This window comes from Variovorax sp. ISS6, assembly GCF_056523145.1.
In genome coordinates this window covers 1,983,351-1,998,833 of sequence record NZ_JAWRZC010000001.1, presented here as the reverse complement: position 1 = coordinate 1,998,833, position 15,483 = coordinate 1,983,351, and the positions used below count along the sequence as shown (strand labels likewise).

15 protein-coding genes are annotated in these 15,483 nt (G+C 71.4%); 6 read left to right on the top strand and 9 right to left on the bottom strand.

From position 1 onward, the window contains the following. Window positions 1-37: 37 nt before the first annotated feature. A complete protein-coding gene (locus AC1HIL_RS09155) occupies window positions 38-1,264 on the bottom strand; it encodes a YbfB/YjiJ family MFS transporter (RefSeq protein ID WP_479671656.1) in 1,227 nt (408 codons plus the stop codon). Window positions 1,265-1,364: 100 nt separating this feature from the next. On the opposite strand from AC1HIL_RS09155, the gene AC1HIL_RS09150 reads away from it, so the two are divergent. From AC1HIL_RS09150 to AC1HIL_RS09140, 3 genes are all read left to right on the top strand, one after another. Beyond that, window positions 1,365-2,336 carry a LysR family transcriptional regulator gene (locus AC1HIL_RS09150; RefSeq protein ID WP_296738080.1) on the top strand — a complete coding sequence of 324 codons (972 nt, stop codon included), beginning with the start codon at window positions 1,365-1,367 and terminating at the stop codon, window positions 2,334-2,336. A 125-nt stretch (window positions 2,337-2,461) separates the two neighbouring features. Continuing rightward, the gene (locus AC1HIL_RS09145) at window positions 2,462-3,223 is read left to right on the top strand and encodes an SDR family NAD(P)-dependent oxidoreductase (RefSeq protein ID WP_479671655.1); all 762 of its coding nucleotides are present in this window, start codon (window positions 2,462-2,464) and stop codon (window positions 3,221-3,223) included. An 11-nt stretch (window positions 3,224-3,234) separates the two neighbouring features. After that, complete coding sequence (locus AC1HIL_RS09140; protein ID WP_057593911.1) at window positions 3,235-3,477, top strand: tautomerase family protein; 243 nt, start codon at window positions 3,235-3,237, stop codon at window positions 3,475-3,477. A gap of 31 nt (window positions 3,478-3,508) precedes the next feature. Here the strand turns inward: AC1HIL_RS09140 and AC1HIL_RS09135 are convergent, their stop codons facing one another. The 7 genes from AC1HIL_RS09135 to AC1HIL_RS09105 form a co-directional block, all read right to left on the bottom strand. Next, complete coding sequence (locus tag AC1HIL_RS09135; RefSeq protein ID WP_409976535.1) at window positions 3,509-3,766, bottom strand: hypothetical protein; 258 nt, start codon at window positions 3,764-3,766, stop codon at window positions 3,509-3,511. A 127-nt stretch (window positions 3,767-3,893) separates the two neighbouring features. Next, window positions 3,894-7,697: an autotransporter outer membrane beta-barrel domain-containing protein gene (locus AC1HIL_RS09130; protein ID WP_479671654.1), complete on the bottom strand. Its 3,804-nt coding sequence runs from the start codon at window positions 7,695-7,697 to the stop codon at window positions 3,894-3,896. Window positions 7,698-7,979: 282 nt separating this feature from the next. Beyond that, entirely contained in the window at window positions 7,980-8,468 is a 489-nt protein-coding gene (locus tag AC1HIL_RS09125; protein WP_057593913.1) for a nucleoside deaminase, read from the bottom strand. Between the two features lie 5 nt (window positions 8,469-8,473). After that, window positions 8,474-9,745, bottom strand: coding sequence for a cyanate transporter (locus tag AC1HIL_RS09120; RefSeq protein WP_479671653.1), 1,272 nt, complete (start codon window positions 9,743-9,745; stop codon window positions 8,474-8,476). Then, window positions 9,742-10,953: an amidohydrolase family protein gene (locus tag AC1HIL_RS09115; protein ID WP_479671652.1), complete on the bottom strand. Its 1,212-nt coding sequence runs from the start codon at window positions 10,951-10,953 to the stop codon at window positions 9,742-9,744. Before AC1HIL_RS09115 ends, AC1HIL_RS09120 begins: the two co-directional genes overlap by 4 nt. A gap of 26 nt (window positions 10,954-10,979) precedes the next feature. Next, complete coding sequence (locus tag AC1HIL_RS09110) at window positions 10,980-12,455, bottom strand: sodium:solute symporter family protein (RefSeq protein ID WP_479671651.1); 1,476 nt, start codon at window positions 12,453-12,455, stop codon at window positions 10,980-10,982. Beyond that, complete coding sequence (locus tag AC1HIL_RS09105) at window positions 12,452-12,664, bottom strand: DUF3311 domain-containing protein (RefSeq protein ID WP_057593917.1); 213 nt, start codon at window positions 12,662-12,664, stop codon at window positions 12,452-12,454. The genes AC1HIL_RS09110 and AC1HIL_RS09105 overlap by 4 nt, the downstream gene beginning before the upstream one ends. A 166-nt stretch (window positions 12,665-12,830) precedes the next feature. Between AC1HIL_RS09105 and AC1HIL_RS09100 the strand changes: the two genes are divergently transcribed. From AC1HIL_RS09100 to AC1HIL_RS09090, 3 genes are all read left to right on the top strand, one after another. Continuing rightward, the gene (locus AC1HIL_RS09100) at window positions 12,831-13,595 is read left to right on the top strand and encodes a GntR family transcriptional regulator (protein ID WP_479671650.1); all 765 of its coding nucleotides are present in this window, start codon (window positions 12,831-12,833) and stop codon (window positions 13,593-13,595) included. A gap of 63 nt (window positions 13,596-13,658) precedes the next feature. Then, a complete protein-coding gene (locus AC1HIL_RS09095) occupies window positions 13,659-14,600 on the top strand; it encodes a DMT family transporter (protein ID WP_479671649.1) in 942 nt (313 codons plus the stop codon). 4 nt (window positions 14,601-14,604) lie between these two features. Further along, window positions 14,605-14,916, top strand: a complete 312-nt coding sequence (locus tag AC1HIL_RS09090) for a DUF1272 domain-containing protein (protein WP_479671648.1) — start codon at window positions 14,605-14,607, stop codon at window positions 14,914-14,916. Here the strand turns inward: AC1HIL_RS09090 and AC1HIL_RS09085 are convergent. Continuing rightward, entirely contained in the window at window positions 14,913-15,461 is a 549-nt protein-coding gene (locus tag AC1HIL_RS09085; RefSeq protein WP_479671647.1) for a shikimate kinase, read from the bottom strand. The genes AC1HIL_RS09090 and AC1HIL_RS09085 overlap by 4 nt on opposite strands. Window positions 15,462-15,483: the final 22 nt, after the last annotated feature.

Below are 15,483 nucleotides of genomic sequence, written 5' to 3'. Positions count from 1 at the left end.
GCCCCAGTGTAAGAGCGATGCGCCGCGGGAAACCAGCTCAGGCGGTGGGATGCAGCCTCCGCGCGACGATGTCGGTGACAAGCGCCAGCACGATCGCCACGCCACCCACGGCAAACAGCAGCGCGTAGCCGCCGCCCGCGTGCGCGAGCAGCCACGACATTCCGTAGGCACCGCTGGCCTGCAGCACCGCGAAGCCGGTGGTGGCGCGGCTCCATGCGGGCTTCTGCATCGCAGGGTGATGCGCGAGCAGCTCCTGCACGCGGCCCAGCACCAGCGGCACGATGCCCGGCGTGAAGGCGCCGACCACGGCGCTCGACACGATCAGCCCGCCATGGCCGATGAGGCCGAACGCGGGCAAGGCGAGCGCGCCGGCTTGCAGCACGAAGGCGATGCGCAACGCGGTGGCGAAACCGACGCGGTCGGCGAGCCAGCCGCCGAGCACCGGCCCCACGAGCGCGCCGAGGCCGAACACCACCCAGTACTGCGCGCCGACCGCGAGGCCTTGCCCGAGACCGCGCGCGACGAAGTCGACGAGAAAGATCATGTGCGGCACGAGGCCCACGGCATTGAGCGAATAGGAGACGGTGAGCGCGCGCAACGCGCCGGTGGCCGGCTTGCACGCGACGGCGGCGTGCGCGGTGGCCACGGGTGCCGGCGCCGCGGCGGGCCAGCCGTTCCATGCGAGCGCGGTGAGCAGCAGGGCCAGCAGCGCGAGGCCGAGCCAGGTCGCGCCCAGCCCCTGGCGCAGCAGCAGCGGCACCAGCGTGCCCGAGGCCGCGATGCCCAGGCCGATGCCCGCGAACACCAGGCCGCTCGCGAGGCCGCGCTGGCGCGGCGGAATGTGCGCGAGCACGGTGGGCGCGGCCAGCACCATGAGCGTGCCGCCCGAGATGCCCGAGACGATGCGCCAGCCGAAGAACCATGCGAAGTCGAGCGGCCAGGCGCAGGCCGCGAGCGAGGCGACGGTGGCGAGCATCATCGCGCGCAGCACGCCGCGCACCGGCCAGCGCGCCGACATCGGGCCGCCCAGCAGTGCGCCCGCGAGGTAGCCCACGAGGTTGGCGGCACCGAGGTAGGTGGCCGCCGAGGCGTCGAACCAGTGCGCGTCGATGATGGCGGGCAGCAGCGGCGTGTAGGCGAAGCGCGCGAGGCCCAGGCCCACGAGCGTGGCGCAGAAGCCCGCGAGGATGGCAGGCCAGTTGGAGGCGGCGCGCGGGTGCGATGCGGTGGCAGTGCGCGCGTCCGCACTGCGGGGGGTGGCCATGATGTGCTCCGGCGAATCGATGGATTCGATGCTACGGATTGCCGGTGCGCGAATGAATCCCTATCCTCGGGCATTCAGTATTTCGCGAAGAGGAAGAATCATGGACCGCATCGACGCCATGAAGGTGTTCGTGGCGGCGCTGGCCGAAGGCAGCCTCGCCGGTGCCGGCCGCAAGCTCGGCAAGTCGCCCGCCGCCGTGAGCCGCGCGATCGCCTTCCTCGAGGCCCATGTGGGCGCCGAGCTGCTGCACCGCACGACGCGCTCGATCCGGCTCAGCGATGCCGGCGAGCGCTATGCGGTGGCCTGCCGGCGCATCCTCACCGACCTCGAGGAAGCGGACATCGCGGCCGCCGGCGAACGCTCGGCGCCGCGCGGCCGGCTCACGGTGACGGCCGCGGTCGCGGTGGGCGAGGCGCTGCTGCGACCGATCCTCGACGCCTTCATGAACGCGCACCCCACGGTGTCGGTGCGGCTGCACCTGCTGGACCGCCCGGCCAACCTGATAGACGAGGGCATCGACGTGGCGCTGCGCATCGCGCACCTGGCCGACTCGACGCTGGTGGCGCTGCCGGTGGGCGAGGTGCGCCGCGTCACGACGGCCTCGCCGCGCTACCTCGCGAAGCATCCGCGCATCGCGGTGCCGGCCGACCTCGCCGAGCACCAGGTGGTGGCGATGACGCACTTCGGCATCGACTCGTGGAGTTTTCCGCCCGCGGGCGGCAACAGCGGTGCCGGCACCCTGCCGCGCACGGTGCAGTTCGCGCCGCGCTTCGTGGTCAACAGCCTGCGCGCGGCGGTGGCCTCGGCGGCCGAGGGACGCGGCGTGCTGCGCTCCTTCTCGTACCACGTGGCCGACGAGGTGGCCGACGGGCGGCTGCGCATCATCCTCGCGCAGGACGAGCCGCCGCCGCTGCCGGTGCACCTGGTGGTGCCGCACGGCCGGCTGTCGGTGCCGAAGGTGCGGGCCTTCGTCGACTTCGCGCTGCCCAAGCTGCGCGCGGGTTTCGCGGACTGGTGCAGGGTCTGCACGCCCAAGGCCGAAACCCCGCGCGCCAGGCGCCGCACCGGCTGATTCGCTCGTTCGGCGGAAGAGTGAGTGCCGAATCGCGGCCATTCACTCCTCGATCGAGCGACTCCACACTTCCTTCCACGACGCCGCCGCATCTCGCACGGCGCAATACCGGAAGGACTTTCACCATGAGCACCCACCATTCCCGAGGCGGCAAGGCCCGCACCGCCGTCGTCACCGGCGCCAGCAGCGGCATCGGCTTCGCGATCGCGCGCCGCCTGCTGGCCGAAGGCTGGAGCGTGGTCGGCAATGCGCGCAGCGACGCGCGGCTGGTCGAGGCCGCGCGCCAGTTCGGCGCCGGCGACCGCTTTGCCGGCGTGGCCGGCGACATCGCCGATCCGCGCATCGCCACCGCGCTGGTCGAGCATGCGGTCACCCGCTTCGGCGGCGTCGACGCGCTGGTCAACAACGCGGGCATCTTCCTGGCCAAGCCCTTCGTGGACTTCTCGCCCGAGGAGGTCGAGCAGCAGATCGCCACCAACGTGAAGGGCACGATCTACGCCTCGCAGGCCGCGGCGCGCCACATGATCGGCCGCGGCGCGGGCGCGATCGTCAACATCACGGCCTCGATCGCGATGCAGCCGCGCGGCAACGTGCCGGCCTTCATGGCGGTGCTGCTCAAGGGTGGATTGAACGCGGCCACGCGCGCGCTGGCGCTCGAGCTCGCACCGCATGGCGTGCGCGTGAACGCGGTGGCGCCCGGCATCATCGACAGCCCGATGCATGCGCCCGAGACGCACGGCTTCCTCCAGACCCTGCAGCCGGCCGGCCGCCTGGGCACGGTCGACGAGATCGCCGATGCAGTGCTCTACCTGGTGGATGCGGGCTTCACGAGCGGCGCGGTGCTGCCGGTGGATGGCGCGGGCAGCGCGGGCAACTACGTCGCCTGAAGGAGAACGCCATGCCCTACGTCAACGTACGCATCACGCGCGACGGCGTCACGCGCGCACAGAAGGCCACCGTGATCGCGGAGATCACCGACACGCTGCAGCGCGTGCTCGGCAAGGACCCGCACCTGACCCACATCGTGATCGACGAGATCGACACCGACGACTGGGGCTATGCGGGCGAGACGACGACGGTCGTGCGCGCGCGGGAGGCGGCGCAAGCGAAGGAAGCGGCGGGGCAGGCCCGTCAGGCCTGAGCCGCCGCCGCGCGGTATCGAAGGACGCGGATCAACCCGCGTTCTTCAGCGACTGCTTGGCCTTCTCTGCCGAAGCCTTCGAGCGGTTCTTGTGATAGCCCGACTTCACGTTGTTCACGGCCTTGCCGACCGGGCCGCTCTTCTTGGCCTTGCTGTCGGCCTGCTTCTCGTCGATCTTGTGCTGGGCCGCATCGGTCGCCTCGGAGGCGGCCTTGCCGATCTGTGCATTGGCGGTGCCGGCGGCCAGCAGGGTCAGCGAGGTGGCGAGTGCGAGCAGGGTCTTGTTGATCATGGGAAGCGTCCTCCAAAGGTTGTCGATGAACCCATGGTGATGCCATCGGCATGCGCGGACTGTCGGCGACAGCCGCGCATCGCTGGGCGGGCTGCCCTACAGCCTCGCCCCTTCCCGACCCGTGCTACCAGCGCATGCGCACACCCAGCGACCCGTTGATACCACTCTGCGCACGCACCGCGCCGCCCGAAGCCCAGAGCTTGCCGAGCTCGCCATAGAGGCTGGTGGTCTGGCTCAGCGCCAGCGTGAAGCCGGCCGCGAGCTCGGTGCTCGTGCCGCCGGTGGGCGTGGCGATGCCCGCGCCGGCGCTCGGCGTGAGGTAGCGCGCGACATCGCTGCCGTCGAGGGCCTTGTAGACATTCAGCCGGCCATAGGGCTGCAGGCTGCCCGCGCCGGTGGCCACCGTGCCGCTGACGCGCACGCCGGTGCGCACGATCCAGCCGCTGTCGGGGCGCTGCTGCACCAGCGCGCCGGCGATGTTCGCGTCGTCGAGGCTCTGGCGCTGGTGGATCAGCTGCAGCTGCGGCTCGATCTTCCAGCCGCCCTCGCCGAGGGCCACCGACTGGCCGATCTCGAGCGAGGCCAGCAGGCTGCGGCCCTTGCCAGCGACGCCGGCGTTCAGCAGCGGCTGCAGCGTGTAGCGGTGACGGCCGGCCTGCAGCGCGGCATCGGCGTAGAAGCCGCTCTCGGCGGTGTAGGTGCCGTAGAGGCCGAAGTACTGGCTGCGCAGGTCGTTGGAGCCCGCGCCCAGTCCCGCGACGCCGCCCGCGAAACCGCGCACCGCGACATTGCCCTCGAGCTGGCCCACGTAGAGGCCGGCACGCCAGTTCGGCGTGGCCAGCAGGTCGGTGCCGGCCTGGAAGCCGTTGAGGCGCCCTTCGCTCTCGGGCGAGACCGGGCCGCGCTGGCGGATGTCGAGGTCGGCCGAGATCACGCGGCCCCAGGCGCGCCGATCGCCACCGGGTGACGCTGCATCGCCCGTGGCGCGCAGGTCGTCGCCGACACGCAGGCGCATGTTGCCGAGCATCGCGAGGTTACCCTGGCGCAACTGCGCGGGCAGCGCCGCGAACAGCGGTGCCTCGACACGGTAGGTCGTGAGGCCGAGCGGCGTGGACGAACTCAGGTAGCTGCCGCTGGTGTCGTTGTGGAGCCGGTACTGGAAGGCGCCCGCATCGACATGCTCGCCGGCCAGCACGAAGGCATTGCCCTGCACGCTGGCTCCGCCTTCGGTGCCCACCAGCGTCACGCCCTTGCCCAGGGTCGGTGCGCCCAGGCCCGCCACGCTGGCGATTCGCACCGTGGTGAGGCCGCTGGCGATGGCGGTGGAACCGCTGAGCAGCAGCCGGTCGGCGCCGGCCGTGCCGAGGCCGAGCAGGCCGTTCTGGCCCACCCACGGACCGGCCACGGTGAGCGTGGTGCCGGGCACGGCCCCCTGCAGCGACACGAGGCCGGCGTTGGTCATGCCCGCGATGCGCTGGCCGTGGCCCGCGAGGTCCAGCACCGCGCCGGACTGCACGCGCATCGCGCTCGCGGCGCTGAACGCGTTGGCGGCACCCGCGCGCAGCGCACCCGCCGCGACGACCGTGTCGCCGCTGTAGCTGTTGGCACCCGCGAGTTCGAACGCGCCCGCGCCGGTCTTCACCAGCCCGCCGCTGCCGCCGATGCGCCCCGCATAGGCGCTCGACGTGCCGTCGCCGCCCGTGGTGAGCGTGCCCGTGCCGAGCGCGACCTCGCCCGCGCCCGCGAGCGAACCGATGGTCTGGTCGAAGCCGGCCAGCTCGAGCCGGCCCGCGCTCGCCAGGTAGAAGGCGCTGCGCGGCGAGAAGCTGCCCGCGGCGCCGGCACGCAGGCCGCCTTCGACCACGCCGGTGGGCCCGGAGTAGCTGCTGCGGCCCGACAGCGTGAGCGTGCCCGTGCCGAGCTTGGCGAGGCCGCCCGGGCTGGCCCCGTCGGCGATGTCGCCCGCCAAGGTGAGGCCGAAGGCCTGGGTGTCGATGTTGCCGATGCCGGACACCGTGATGGCATTGGCCAGCGCCAGCCCGTCGGCCGCGGCCTGCAGGGTGGTGGCATCGGCCATGGCGAGCGTGCCGGTGCCCAGCGCGGTCGAACTGCCGACGCCGAGCGTGCCGCCCTGCAGCCGCGTGCCGCCGGTGTAGCTGTTGTCGCCCGTGAGGATCAGCGTGCCGGCGCCGGCCTTCACGAGGCGGCCCACGTAGTCGGCATCGGTCTTGGTCTGCAGCGCGGCGATGCGCGCGCCGCGGATCTCGATCTCGCTACGGGCCGCCGCGTTGGCGGCCAGGATCGCGTCGCGCTGCGCGTTCACGCTGGCCGTCGCGAGCTCGGTGTCGCTGCGGCCCGCGATGAAGTTGGCGTAGTCGGTCGCGGTGCTGTAGGGACCCGTCCAGTTGGGATGGGCCGCCTCGTACATGCCGAGCAGCACGGCACCGTAGGGGTCGGAGCGCGCGGCCGCGAGCGCGGCATCGAGCCGCGCGGCGGTGTAGAACTCGCGCGTGTTCGACTTGATCGCCTCCTGCAGCAGCGCGCGGCCGCGGGCCATGCCGGCGATCAGGTCGGGCGTGGGCGCGCCGGCTTCCGGCACGGCCTGCACCCTGGCCTGCAGCGCGGCCTTGTCGACGGCCCAGGCGGCGATCTCGGCCGCCTCCTCGGTCTTGCGCTGGCGCCATGCGGCGTCGGAGATGCCGTTGCGCCAGGTGTCGGCGCTGCCGGCCGACAGCTTCGCCGTGAAGGTGCCGAGCAACTGGCCCGGGCCGTCCATGCCCTTCTGCAGGTCGGGAATGCCCCAGCCGAAGTCGGTGTCGGGCTGGTCCGCCGGACCGCTGCCCAGGTGCTTCGAGGTGGTCAGCAGGATGGTGCGGATCTCCTCGTTGCCGAGGTAGGGATAGCGCTCCATCAGCACGCCGACCGCGCCCGTGACGTGCGGCGCGGCCATCGAGGTGCCCGAGGACTTGGTGTACTTGTCGTCGCCGGCCACCGAGGCGCTGTTGATGTCCACGCCCGGCGCGGACACGCACCAGTACTTGGCGATGCCGCAGCGGTTGCTGAAGCTCGCGAGCGTGAGGTTCTGGTTCAGCGCCGCGGCCGTGACCCAGCTCTTCTCGAGCTCGGGCTGGAAGTAGGGCAGCGCGGAGCGAATGTTGACGTTGGCCTTGCCGGCATTGCCGGCCGCGAACACCTGCATCACGCCGGACTGCCGCGTCACGTCGGCGGCCGCTTCCAGCCAGGACTTCTTGCCCGCGCCGTTGATGCGCGCATAGGCCTGCACCAGGCCGGCCACGCTGCCGTAGTCGTCGGCGCCCGGCGGCGAACCCCAGCTGCTGTTGATGACGCGCACGCCGGCCGCGGCCAGGTTGCCGTAGGCGGCGTGGAAGTAGTTGTAGTCCATGTTCGATCCGTAGATCGAACCGTCGGTGCCGTTGGAATTGCTGATGTAGTACTGGCTTGCGAAAGCCACGCCCATCATGCCCAGGCCGTTCTTCGCGGCGGCGATGGTGCCCGAGACGTGGTTGCCGTGGTTGTCGTTCACGCCGGGGATGTAGCTGCCGGGCACCGGGTTGCGCAGGAAGGGATCGCCGGCCTTCCAGGTGTCGCCGCCGCTCTCGAGCTGCCGGCCGTCGTTGGCATAGGTGCCCGACACCACCACGCCCGTGATGCCGCGGCTCGCGAACTCCTGGTGCGTGGGCAGGTAGCCGGAATCCACCGCGCCGGTCTTCACGCCCGCGCCGCTGAAGCCCAGCGCATAGGCGAACTGCGCATTCAGGGCGCCGAGGCCCCAGTCGGACTTGAACTCCGCGGCATTGGCCCAGGTGGCGGCGGCCGCGCCGAGGTCGCCGCTCCTGGAACCGTCGTAGTTCAGGTAGCTCTGCGCGCCGGCCTGCAGGGACAGGGCCGGACCGAACGCGAGCACCACGGCGGCATGGATGCTGTGCTTTTTAAAACTGGAGTGCGCATCCCGTCGACCGTTTTTGCATTTATGCATTACATATCTCCCAAAAGTGAACTGCCTGGAGGCAGGAAATCGCCACCGTGTTGCGTTGGCGGCTCTCACTGTCGGGCGCAATACATGTGCCAGGAATCGAGGCTTACCTGGAGTTCCCATGCGGATGCGGCATGGCGGTTTGCATCGGGCGCATCCTGTCGTGCCGCTCTTGTCCGGCGGCTGGTACTTTCTTCGCCGTCGGCCGGCGCGACGCTATCGCCGCGTCGCGGCCCACTCGGCCAGAATCCGCACCGCCTCCCCCTCCATCCGCTGCTCGGCCGGCAGCCTGCGCTGCGCGAGCGTCGCGCCCGACTCGATGCGCAGCGCCTCCACGTCGATGGGATGGCGCGCGGCCACGGTCACGCCGTCGAAGGCCTCGCCCGACTGCGCGAGCGAGGCCGCGTAGTAGAGCTGCGCGATGCCCGCGATGTGCATCGCCGCCACGCACATGGCGCAGGGCTCGCACGAGGTGTAGAGCTCGCAGCCCGAGAGGTCGACGCTGCCGAGCCTGCGGCAGGCGTCGCGGATGGCCTCGACCTCTCCGTGCGAGGTGGGGTCGTGGTGCGCGACCGAATGGTTGAAGCCCTCGCCGACGATGGCGCCGTTCTTCACGACCACGGCGCCGAAGGGCTCGGTGCCGGGTTCGTGCAGCGCCTGCGCGGACAGCGCGAGCGCGCGTTGCATGAAGCGTTCCTGGTACATGGTGTTCAGACCTTTCGAGTGGCTGCGCCCTCGGGCGCGAGGGAGGAGGATGGCATGGCGCGCGGCGCGAACAGCTCCGCGGTGGCGGCGCCATAGCGGCGCGGATCGAAGCGCAGCAGCAGCGGCGACAGCACGAGCACCACGGCGCCGAGGTAGGCCCAGGCGAGCGCGAAGCCGCCCGTGTGCTCGCGCACCCAGCCGGTGACGAAGGGCGCGAGCGCCGCGATCATGAAGCCCAGGCCCTGCATGAAGCCCGCGAGCGCGCCGGCCTGCGCGGGGTCGGGCAGGTGGTCGAGCGCGAGCACCATGCACAGCGAGAACGCGCCGCCGAGGCCGAAGCCCAGCACGAGCGCGATGGCCGGCGCCGGCACGGGCGCATGCAGTGCGAGCGCGCAGAAGCCAGCGAGTTGCGCGGCCAGCGTGAGCGCGAGCCAGGGCCGCATATCGCGCCCGCGGCTGCGCGCGATGGCGGGCATGGCGAGCGCGCCCACCACCTGCGCGAGCGTCATCAGCGCGAGCACCGAGCCGCCCTGCTGCGCGCTCCAGCCCTGCTGGGCATAGAAGTGCGGCAGCCAGGCCACGAGGCTGGTGTAGCCGCCGTTGACGAGGCCGAAGCAGATCGCCAGCAGCCAGGCGCGCGGGCTCGCGAAGCAGCGCAGCCACGAGAGGCCGCGGCGCGGCGCATCGGCCGTGAACTCCATGCGCCGCATGTTGAGCCAATACAGCAGCGCGAAGACCGCGGGCAGCGCCCAGATCGCGAGGCCCGCGTGCCAGTCGGGATGCGGGCCGCCGAGCGCCTGCGCGACCCAGGGGCTGGCGATCGCGCCGAAGCCGCCGCCGCCCATGATCGCGGCCGAATAGAGCCCGGTCATCACGCCGATGCGCGCCGGATAGGCCTGCTTGACCACGCCCGGCATCAGCGCCTGCACCAGCCCGACACCAGCGCCCGCGAGCGCCGCGCTGGCGAGCAACGGCGCCGCGCCGTTCGCGCCATAACGGCTCGCACAGGCGAGCGCGATGGCCGCGAGGCCCAGCGCGACACCGGCGCGCGCGCCGATGCGCTGACCCACGGCCGCGCCGCACAGCGAGGTGGCGCCCATCGCGAACATCGGCAGCACCGTGAACAGCGCCACGGCATGGAAGCCGATGCCGGTGTCGAGGCGAATGGCCCCGAGCAGCGGGCTGCTCGAGGTGAGGAAGGCGCGCAGGTTCAGCGCCACCAGAACGATCACGGCCGCGAAGGCGGTGCCGGCATCGCGGCGAACCTCCGCCTTCACAAGGCGGCCACGTCGTCCTGCAGCACGCCGTCGCGCGCCACGATGCGGCCGCCGGCCACCACGAGCCGGCGCACGGGGCGCTCCACCACGGCATGCGCCACGGTCTGCGCATCGACCAGCACCAGGTCGGCACGGTCGCCGACGCCCAGGCCATAGGCCTCGAAGCCGCAGCCGCGCGCACCGGCGTGCGTCACGGTGTCGAGCGCGACCTCGATCTCGTCGTCGCGGCGCAGGTTGTAGCGCAGGCCGATGATCATCGCGCGCTCGAGCATGTCGGGCCGGCCATAGGGCGACCAGGTGTCGCGGATGCCGTCGTTGCCGCCGAGCACGGTCACGCCGGCCTGGCGGCAGGCCAGCAGCGGCGGCACGTTGCGCGAGGGCGGCGCGCTGGTGATCAGCACCACGCCGAGCTTCGCCATGCGCGCGAGCAGGGCATCGCGTTCGCGCTCGCTCACGTCGCCGAGGCAGAAGCCATGGCTGATCGCCACCCGGCCCCGCATGCCCAGCGCCTCGGTGCGCTGCAGGATCAGGTCGAGCGAGAAGGCGCCCATGGCGCCGGGCTCGTGCAGGTGGATGTCGATAGCGCGCTGGTGCCGGTGGGCGATGTCGAACAGCAGGTCGAGCGACTTCACGGGATCGCCGTCGATGGCGCAGGGGTCGAGCCCGCCGAGCACGTCGGCGCCCGCGGCCAGCGACCGGTCGAGCAGCTCGGCCGTGCCGGGCCGCGCGAGCAGGCCCGACTGCGGGAAGGCGACGACCTGGATCTGCTGCAGATCGCGCAGGGTCTCGCGCGTGCGCAGCGTGCCCTCGAGGTGACGCAGGCCGGCCTGCGTGTCGACGTCGACGTGCGTGCGCAGCCGCGTGGTGCCGAGCGCGAGGAAGGCCTTGGCCAGCACCAGCGACTGCGCGGCCGCGTCGTGGCCGCTGGCATGGCGGAAGGCGCGCTCGTTCTCGATCTTGTCGATCAGGTTCGTGCCGACCTCGTTGCGGTACCAGTCCAGGCCCCACATCGTCTTGTCGAGGTGGGTGTGGCCCTCGACGAGGCCGGGCAGCAGCAGCGCGCCGCGGCCGTCCTCGACGGCAGCATCGGCCGGCGCGGCCGGCGCGGCGAGCGCGGCGCCGAGCTCGGCGATGCGGCCGTCCTGCACCCGCACGTCGACCGGCGCGGCACCCAGCGGGCGAACATTGCGGATCAGGAGCGATGGCATGGGGATTCCTTTTGTTGTCCGAAGCATCAGGCGGGCTGCGCCGCGGCCGCGCGCGGCGCCGGGCCCGGCGTGACCAGCGCCACGATCACGAACACCAGCGCATTGGTCGCGAGCGCCACCAGCCCGGTGTTGAGCGACTTGAAGGCCAGCGGCGCCGCGGGAAACAGCGTAGCGAGGTTCGCGCCGGTGGTCATCAGGAAGCCGAGCACCGCGCCGCCCGCGACGATGCCCGCGAAGGCCGCGTGCTTGTTGCCGAAGGGCTTCTTCATGAGGCTGAACAGCAGCGAGGGCAGCAGCTGCGTGAGCAGGCTGGAGGCGAAGATCGCCACCGCCACGATGGTGGTGCCGCCGCGCAGCACGAAGTACACCGCCACCAGCGCGAACAGCGGCAGCACGCCGCGCGCCACGCGCGACACCTGGCGGTCGGTGGCATGCGGCGCGAAGCCTTCCTTGTAGACGTTCTTGCCGATCACGGTGGAGGCCGTGAGCAGGATCATCGAGCCCGGCACCAGCGCCGTGAGCACGCCGGTGCCGCCGATCACGCCGACGAACCAGGGGTCGAAGCTGTGCTTGACGAGGCCGAACAGGGCCAGGTCGACGTCGGAGCCCTTGAGCCCCGGCACCTGGAGGATGGCCGCGAAGCCGACCAGGAACAGGAAGGCGATCACCACCTGGTACAGCGGCATCAGGATGGTGTTGCGGCGCACCGCGCTCGCGCTGCGCGCGGCATACACCGAAGTGAGGTTGAACGGGTAGAGGTAGTAGCCCAGCGCCGTCAGCAGGATGGTCGAGTTGTACCAGCTGAGGTTGAGGCCTTCCTTCGGGAATTCGAAGAAGCCCGGGTTGGCCGCGTGGATGGCCGTGAACATCGGCGCCACGCCGCCGTAGTAGCGCCACGGCAGGTAGAGGCCGAGGAACACGGCGAGCGCGAGGATGAGAACGTCCTTCACGATGGCGATGCTGGCCGAGCCGTGGATGCCCGAGAACAGGATGTAGCTGACCATCACCAGCGTGCCGATCCAGATCGCCACCGGCGGCGCGATCGAGCCGTACGAGGCCTCCGAGACGATGATGCCGAGCCCGCGCAACTGGATGGTCAGCAGCGCGACCATGCCGCCGAGCGCGACCACCGACACCAGCACGCCGAGCGGGCGGCTGTCGTACTTGTGGGCGAAGAAGTCGGAGAACGACACCAGCTTGTGCGCGCTGGCGTAGCGCCACACGGCCGGCAGCATCCAGAAGGCCATGAGGTAGGCCAGCCCGCCATAGGCCAGGATGTAGAAGGCCGGCGAGCCCTTGCTGTACGACCAGCCGCTGGCGCCCAGGAAGGTGAAGGTGGAGAACGATTCGCCCGCCATCAGCAGGAACACCATGATCGCGCCGAGCCCGCGCCCGCCAAGCGCCCATTGCTCGAGGCTCATGGTGCGGCCGCGCCGCGCCAGCACCGCGAGGGCCAGCGCGCCGACCACGAACAGCGCGATCACGCCGAGCGCGGCGTTCATCGCGCGTCTCCCTGCGTTGCGGGTGCGTCGAGGTCGCCTTCGGCGCGGTCGATGACCACCATGATCAGCGAGGTCAGCACCAGCCAGAGCACGTTCCACACCATCAGGAAGGGCATGCCGAGCACGAAGGTGGGCGCGACGGAGGACAGCCAGCCCCCGCTGAAGAAGGCGGCGACCGGCAGCGCGGCCAGCCATTTGGCGGATTTCATGTGTGTCTCCGTTGTCGTGTGTGGTTGTGGATACCTGGTATTTTGGTCAACCATATCATTTTATTTTGGTTAACCAAATTTCCGCGAATGGTACGAAGCGGACGGGGCCGCGTCAATCCGGGGGCTTTCCCCGGGGTGGCGCGACGCAGGCAAAATCCGCCTGCCTATGCCCGCCACCCGCAAGACTTCCGCGCCCGCACCCTCCCCCGAGCCCACCGACGCCGACGGCGCCAACGTGGACGAACGCGTCTATGCCGCCGTCTCCAAGGCGCTGCTCAGCGGCAAGCTGCGGCCCGGCACGCCGCTGCGCGAGCGCGCGCTGGCCGAGGCGCTGGGCTGCACGCGCGGCGCGGTGCGCAAGGTGTTGGCGCGGCTGGGTTCCGAGAAGCGGCTGGTGCTCGAGCACAACCGCGGCGCCTTCGTGCCCAACCCCTCGATCGAGGACATGCGCGGCACCTACCGCGCGCGCCGCATCGTCGAGGCCGGGCTCGTGACCACGCTGTTCGGCCAGCTCGCGCGCGAGCAGGTGGCCACCCTGCGCAAGCACGTGCAGGCCGAGCAGAAGGCCTTCAAGGAAGGCCGGCGCGAAGACGCCGTGCGCCTGGCCGGCGACTTCCACCTGCTGCTCGCGCAGATGGCGGGCAGCGAGGAACTGCTGTCGTACATCGGGCGGCTGATCGCGAACACCGAGCTCTACAAGGCGCTCTACGACTCGGCCGAGGCCGCGAGCTGCGCGCCGCGCGAACACGAGCAGATCATCGATGCGCTGACTGCCGGCAAGTCGCTCGACAAGGCACTGGCCGTGGCGCTCGAGCACCTCGACGAGCTCGAGCGGCGCGTGATCGCGGGCGCGGCGGCCGAGCAGGAGACCGACCTCGCGACGCTGCTCAACGGCGGCGCCGACGACCCGCACCACGGGCACGGCCACTGAGGCAGGCACGTTTCGGCCGCGGCCGAAGTGTCCGCGCGCGGCCTTCGCGATGATCGGCGCGCCATGCCGACCGCCACCACCCTCGCCGCTTCAGCCAAACCCCAGGCCCCCGCCCTCGAATGGGCGCTGCTCGTGCTGCTCGCCACCTGCTGGGGCGCTTCCTATACCTTCATCAAGATCGGCGTCGCGACCCTTCCGCCGGTCACGCTGATCGCCGCGCGCACGCTGGTCGCGGGCCTGCTGCTGCTGGCCGTGCTGCGGCTGCGCGGCCTGCGGCTGCCGCGCGACGCGGCCAGCTGGCGCCGCTTCGCGCTGCAGGCCGGCCTCAACAGCGTGCTGCCCTTCACCTTGATCGCCTGGGCCGAACGCAGCGTCGACGCCGGCCTCGCGACCATCCTCAACTCGACCTCGCCGATCTTCATCTTCCTGCTGAGCCTGGGCCTGGCCGGCGCCGAGCGGCCCACGCTGCGGCGGCTGTTCGGCGTGGCGGCGGGGCTGATCGGCATCTGCCTGATCGTCGGCGTGGAGGCGCTCGGCGGGCTCGGCCGGTCGCTGTGGTCCCAGCTCGCGCTGGTCGCGGCCGCGGTCTGCTACGGCTGCGCCGCGATGTTCGGCCGCGTGTTCAAGGGCCTCGACCCGATGCTGCCGGCCGCGGGCTCGCTCGTGAGCGGCGCCGCGCTGCTGCTGCCCGCGAGCCTGCTGATCGACCGCCCCTGGACCCTCGCCCCCTCGGCCGCGTCGCTGGCCGCCGTGCTCGCGCTCGCCGTGGTCTCGACCGCGCTGGCCTTCACGATCTACTTCCGGCTGATCCGCACCCTCGGCCCGATGTCGACCTCCGCCCAGGCCTACCTGCGCGTGCCGATCGGCGTGGCCATCGGCGTGCTGCTCCTCGGCGAGCGGCTCGCGCCCACCGCGTGGGCCGGGCTTGCATGCATCATGGCCGGCGTGATCGCGATGACGCTGCCCGCGCGCGGCGGCATCCCCCTGCCCTTTCTCCGGAGATGAACCCATGCTCGAACTCAGGCCCAACTGCGAATACTGCGACAAGGACCTGCCGCCGAACGCCACCGATGCGCGCATCTGCAGCTACGAATGCACCTACTGCGCCGACTGCGCGCAGCACGTGCTGCACGACGTCTGCCCCAACTGCGGCGGCGGCTTTGCGCCGCGGCCGATCCGGCCGGCGACCGAAAGGCGGCCCGGGGTGTTCCTGGGCAAGCAGCCGGCCGCGGTGCAGCGCAAGCATCTGAAGTGGGAGCGCGGGGCGGAGCTGGAGGCCTTCATCGAGAAGGTGCGGCGGATTCCGCCGGCCGAACGCTAGCTCGACAGGCGGCTGCGCACGAAGTGCTCGACCTCGCAAGCGATTGCGGCAGGCTCACCCTCGCTGATGAAGCGCTCGCACCGCAGCGCCATGAAGACCGGATGCCGCTCCCGGATGCGCCGCGTTTCGCTGGCCCTATCACCGCGGAGATAGGGCCTGCACAGCTGGCGCTCGACCACGAGTTCGACGCAGCGTTCGAACTCGAAGGATGGCAGCAGCAGCGCGGTGAGCGGATCGGCTTCGATCGCGTCGCGCAAGGCCGGGTAGCGCTTGCTCGCGTCGGCCGGATAAGTCATGAAACCCGAGGACATCGCGAGCACGGTCGGCACGGTCGCCGCGGCGCGAAGCTGTTCGTAGGTTTCGATGTTGCGCGCCGCATAGCCCGCGTACCCATGGCGCGCCATGAAGGCCGCGACATCGCCCTGTTGCGCGATGAAGACCTGGTCGAGATCGACGAAGCGCCGGGCCAGCCGTTGCGCGAGCAGCGGGCCGACGGTGGTCTTGCCGGCGCCGCCGGGGCCGATGAGATGAACGAAGGGAATCAATGCGAAGGAACGAGGAGCGCCT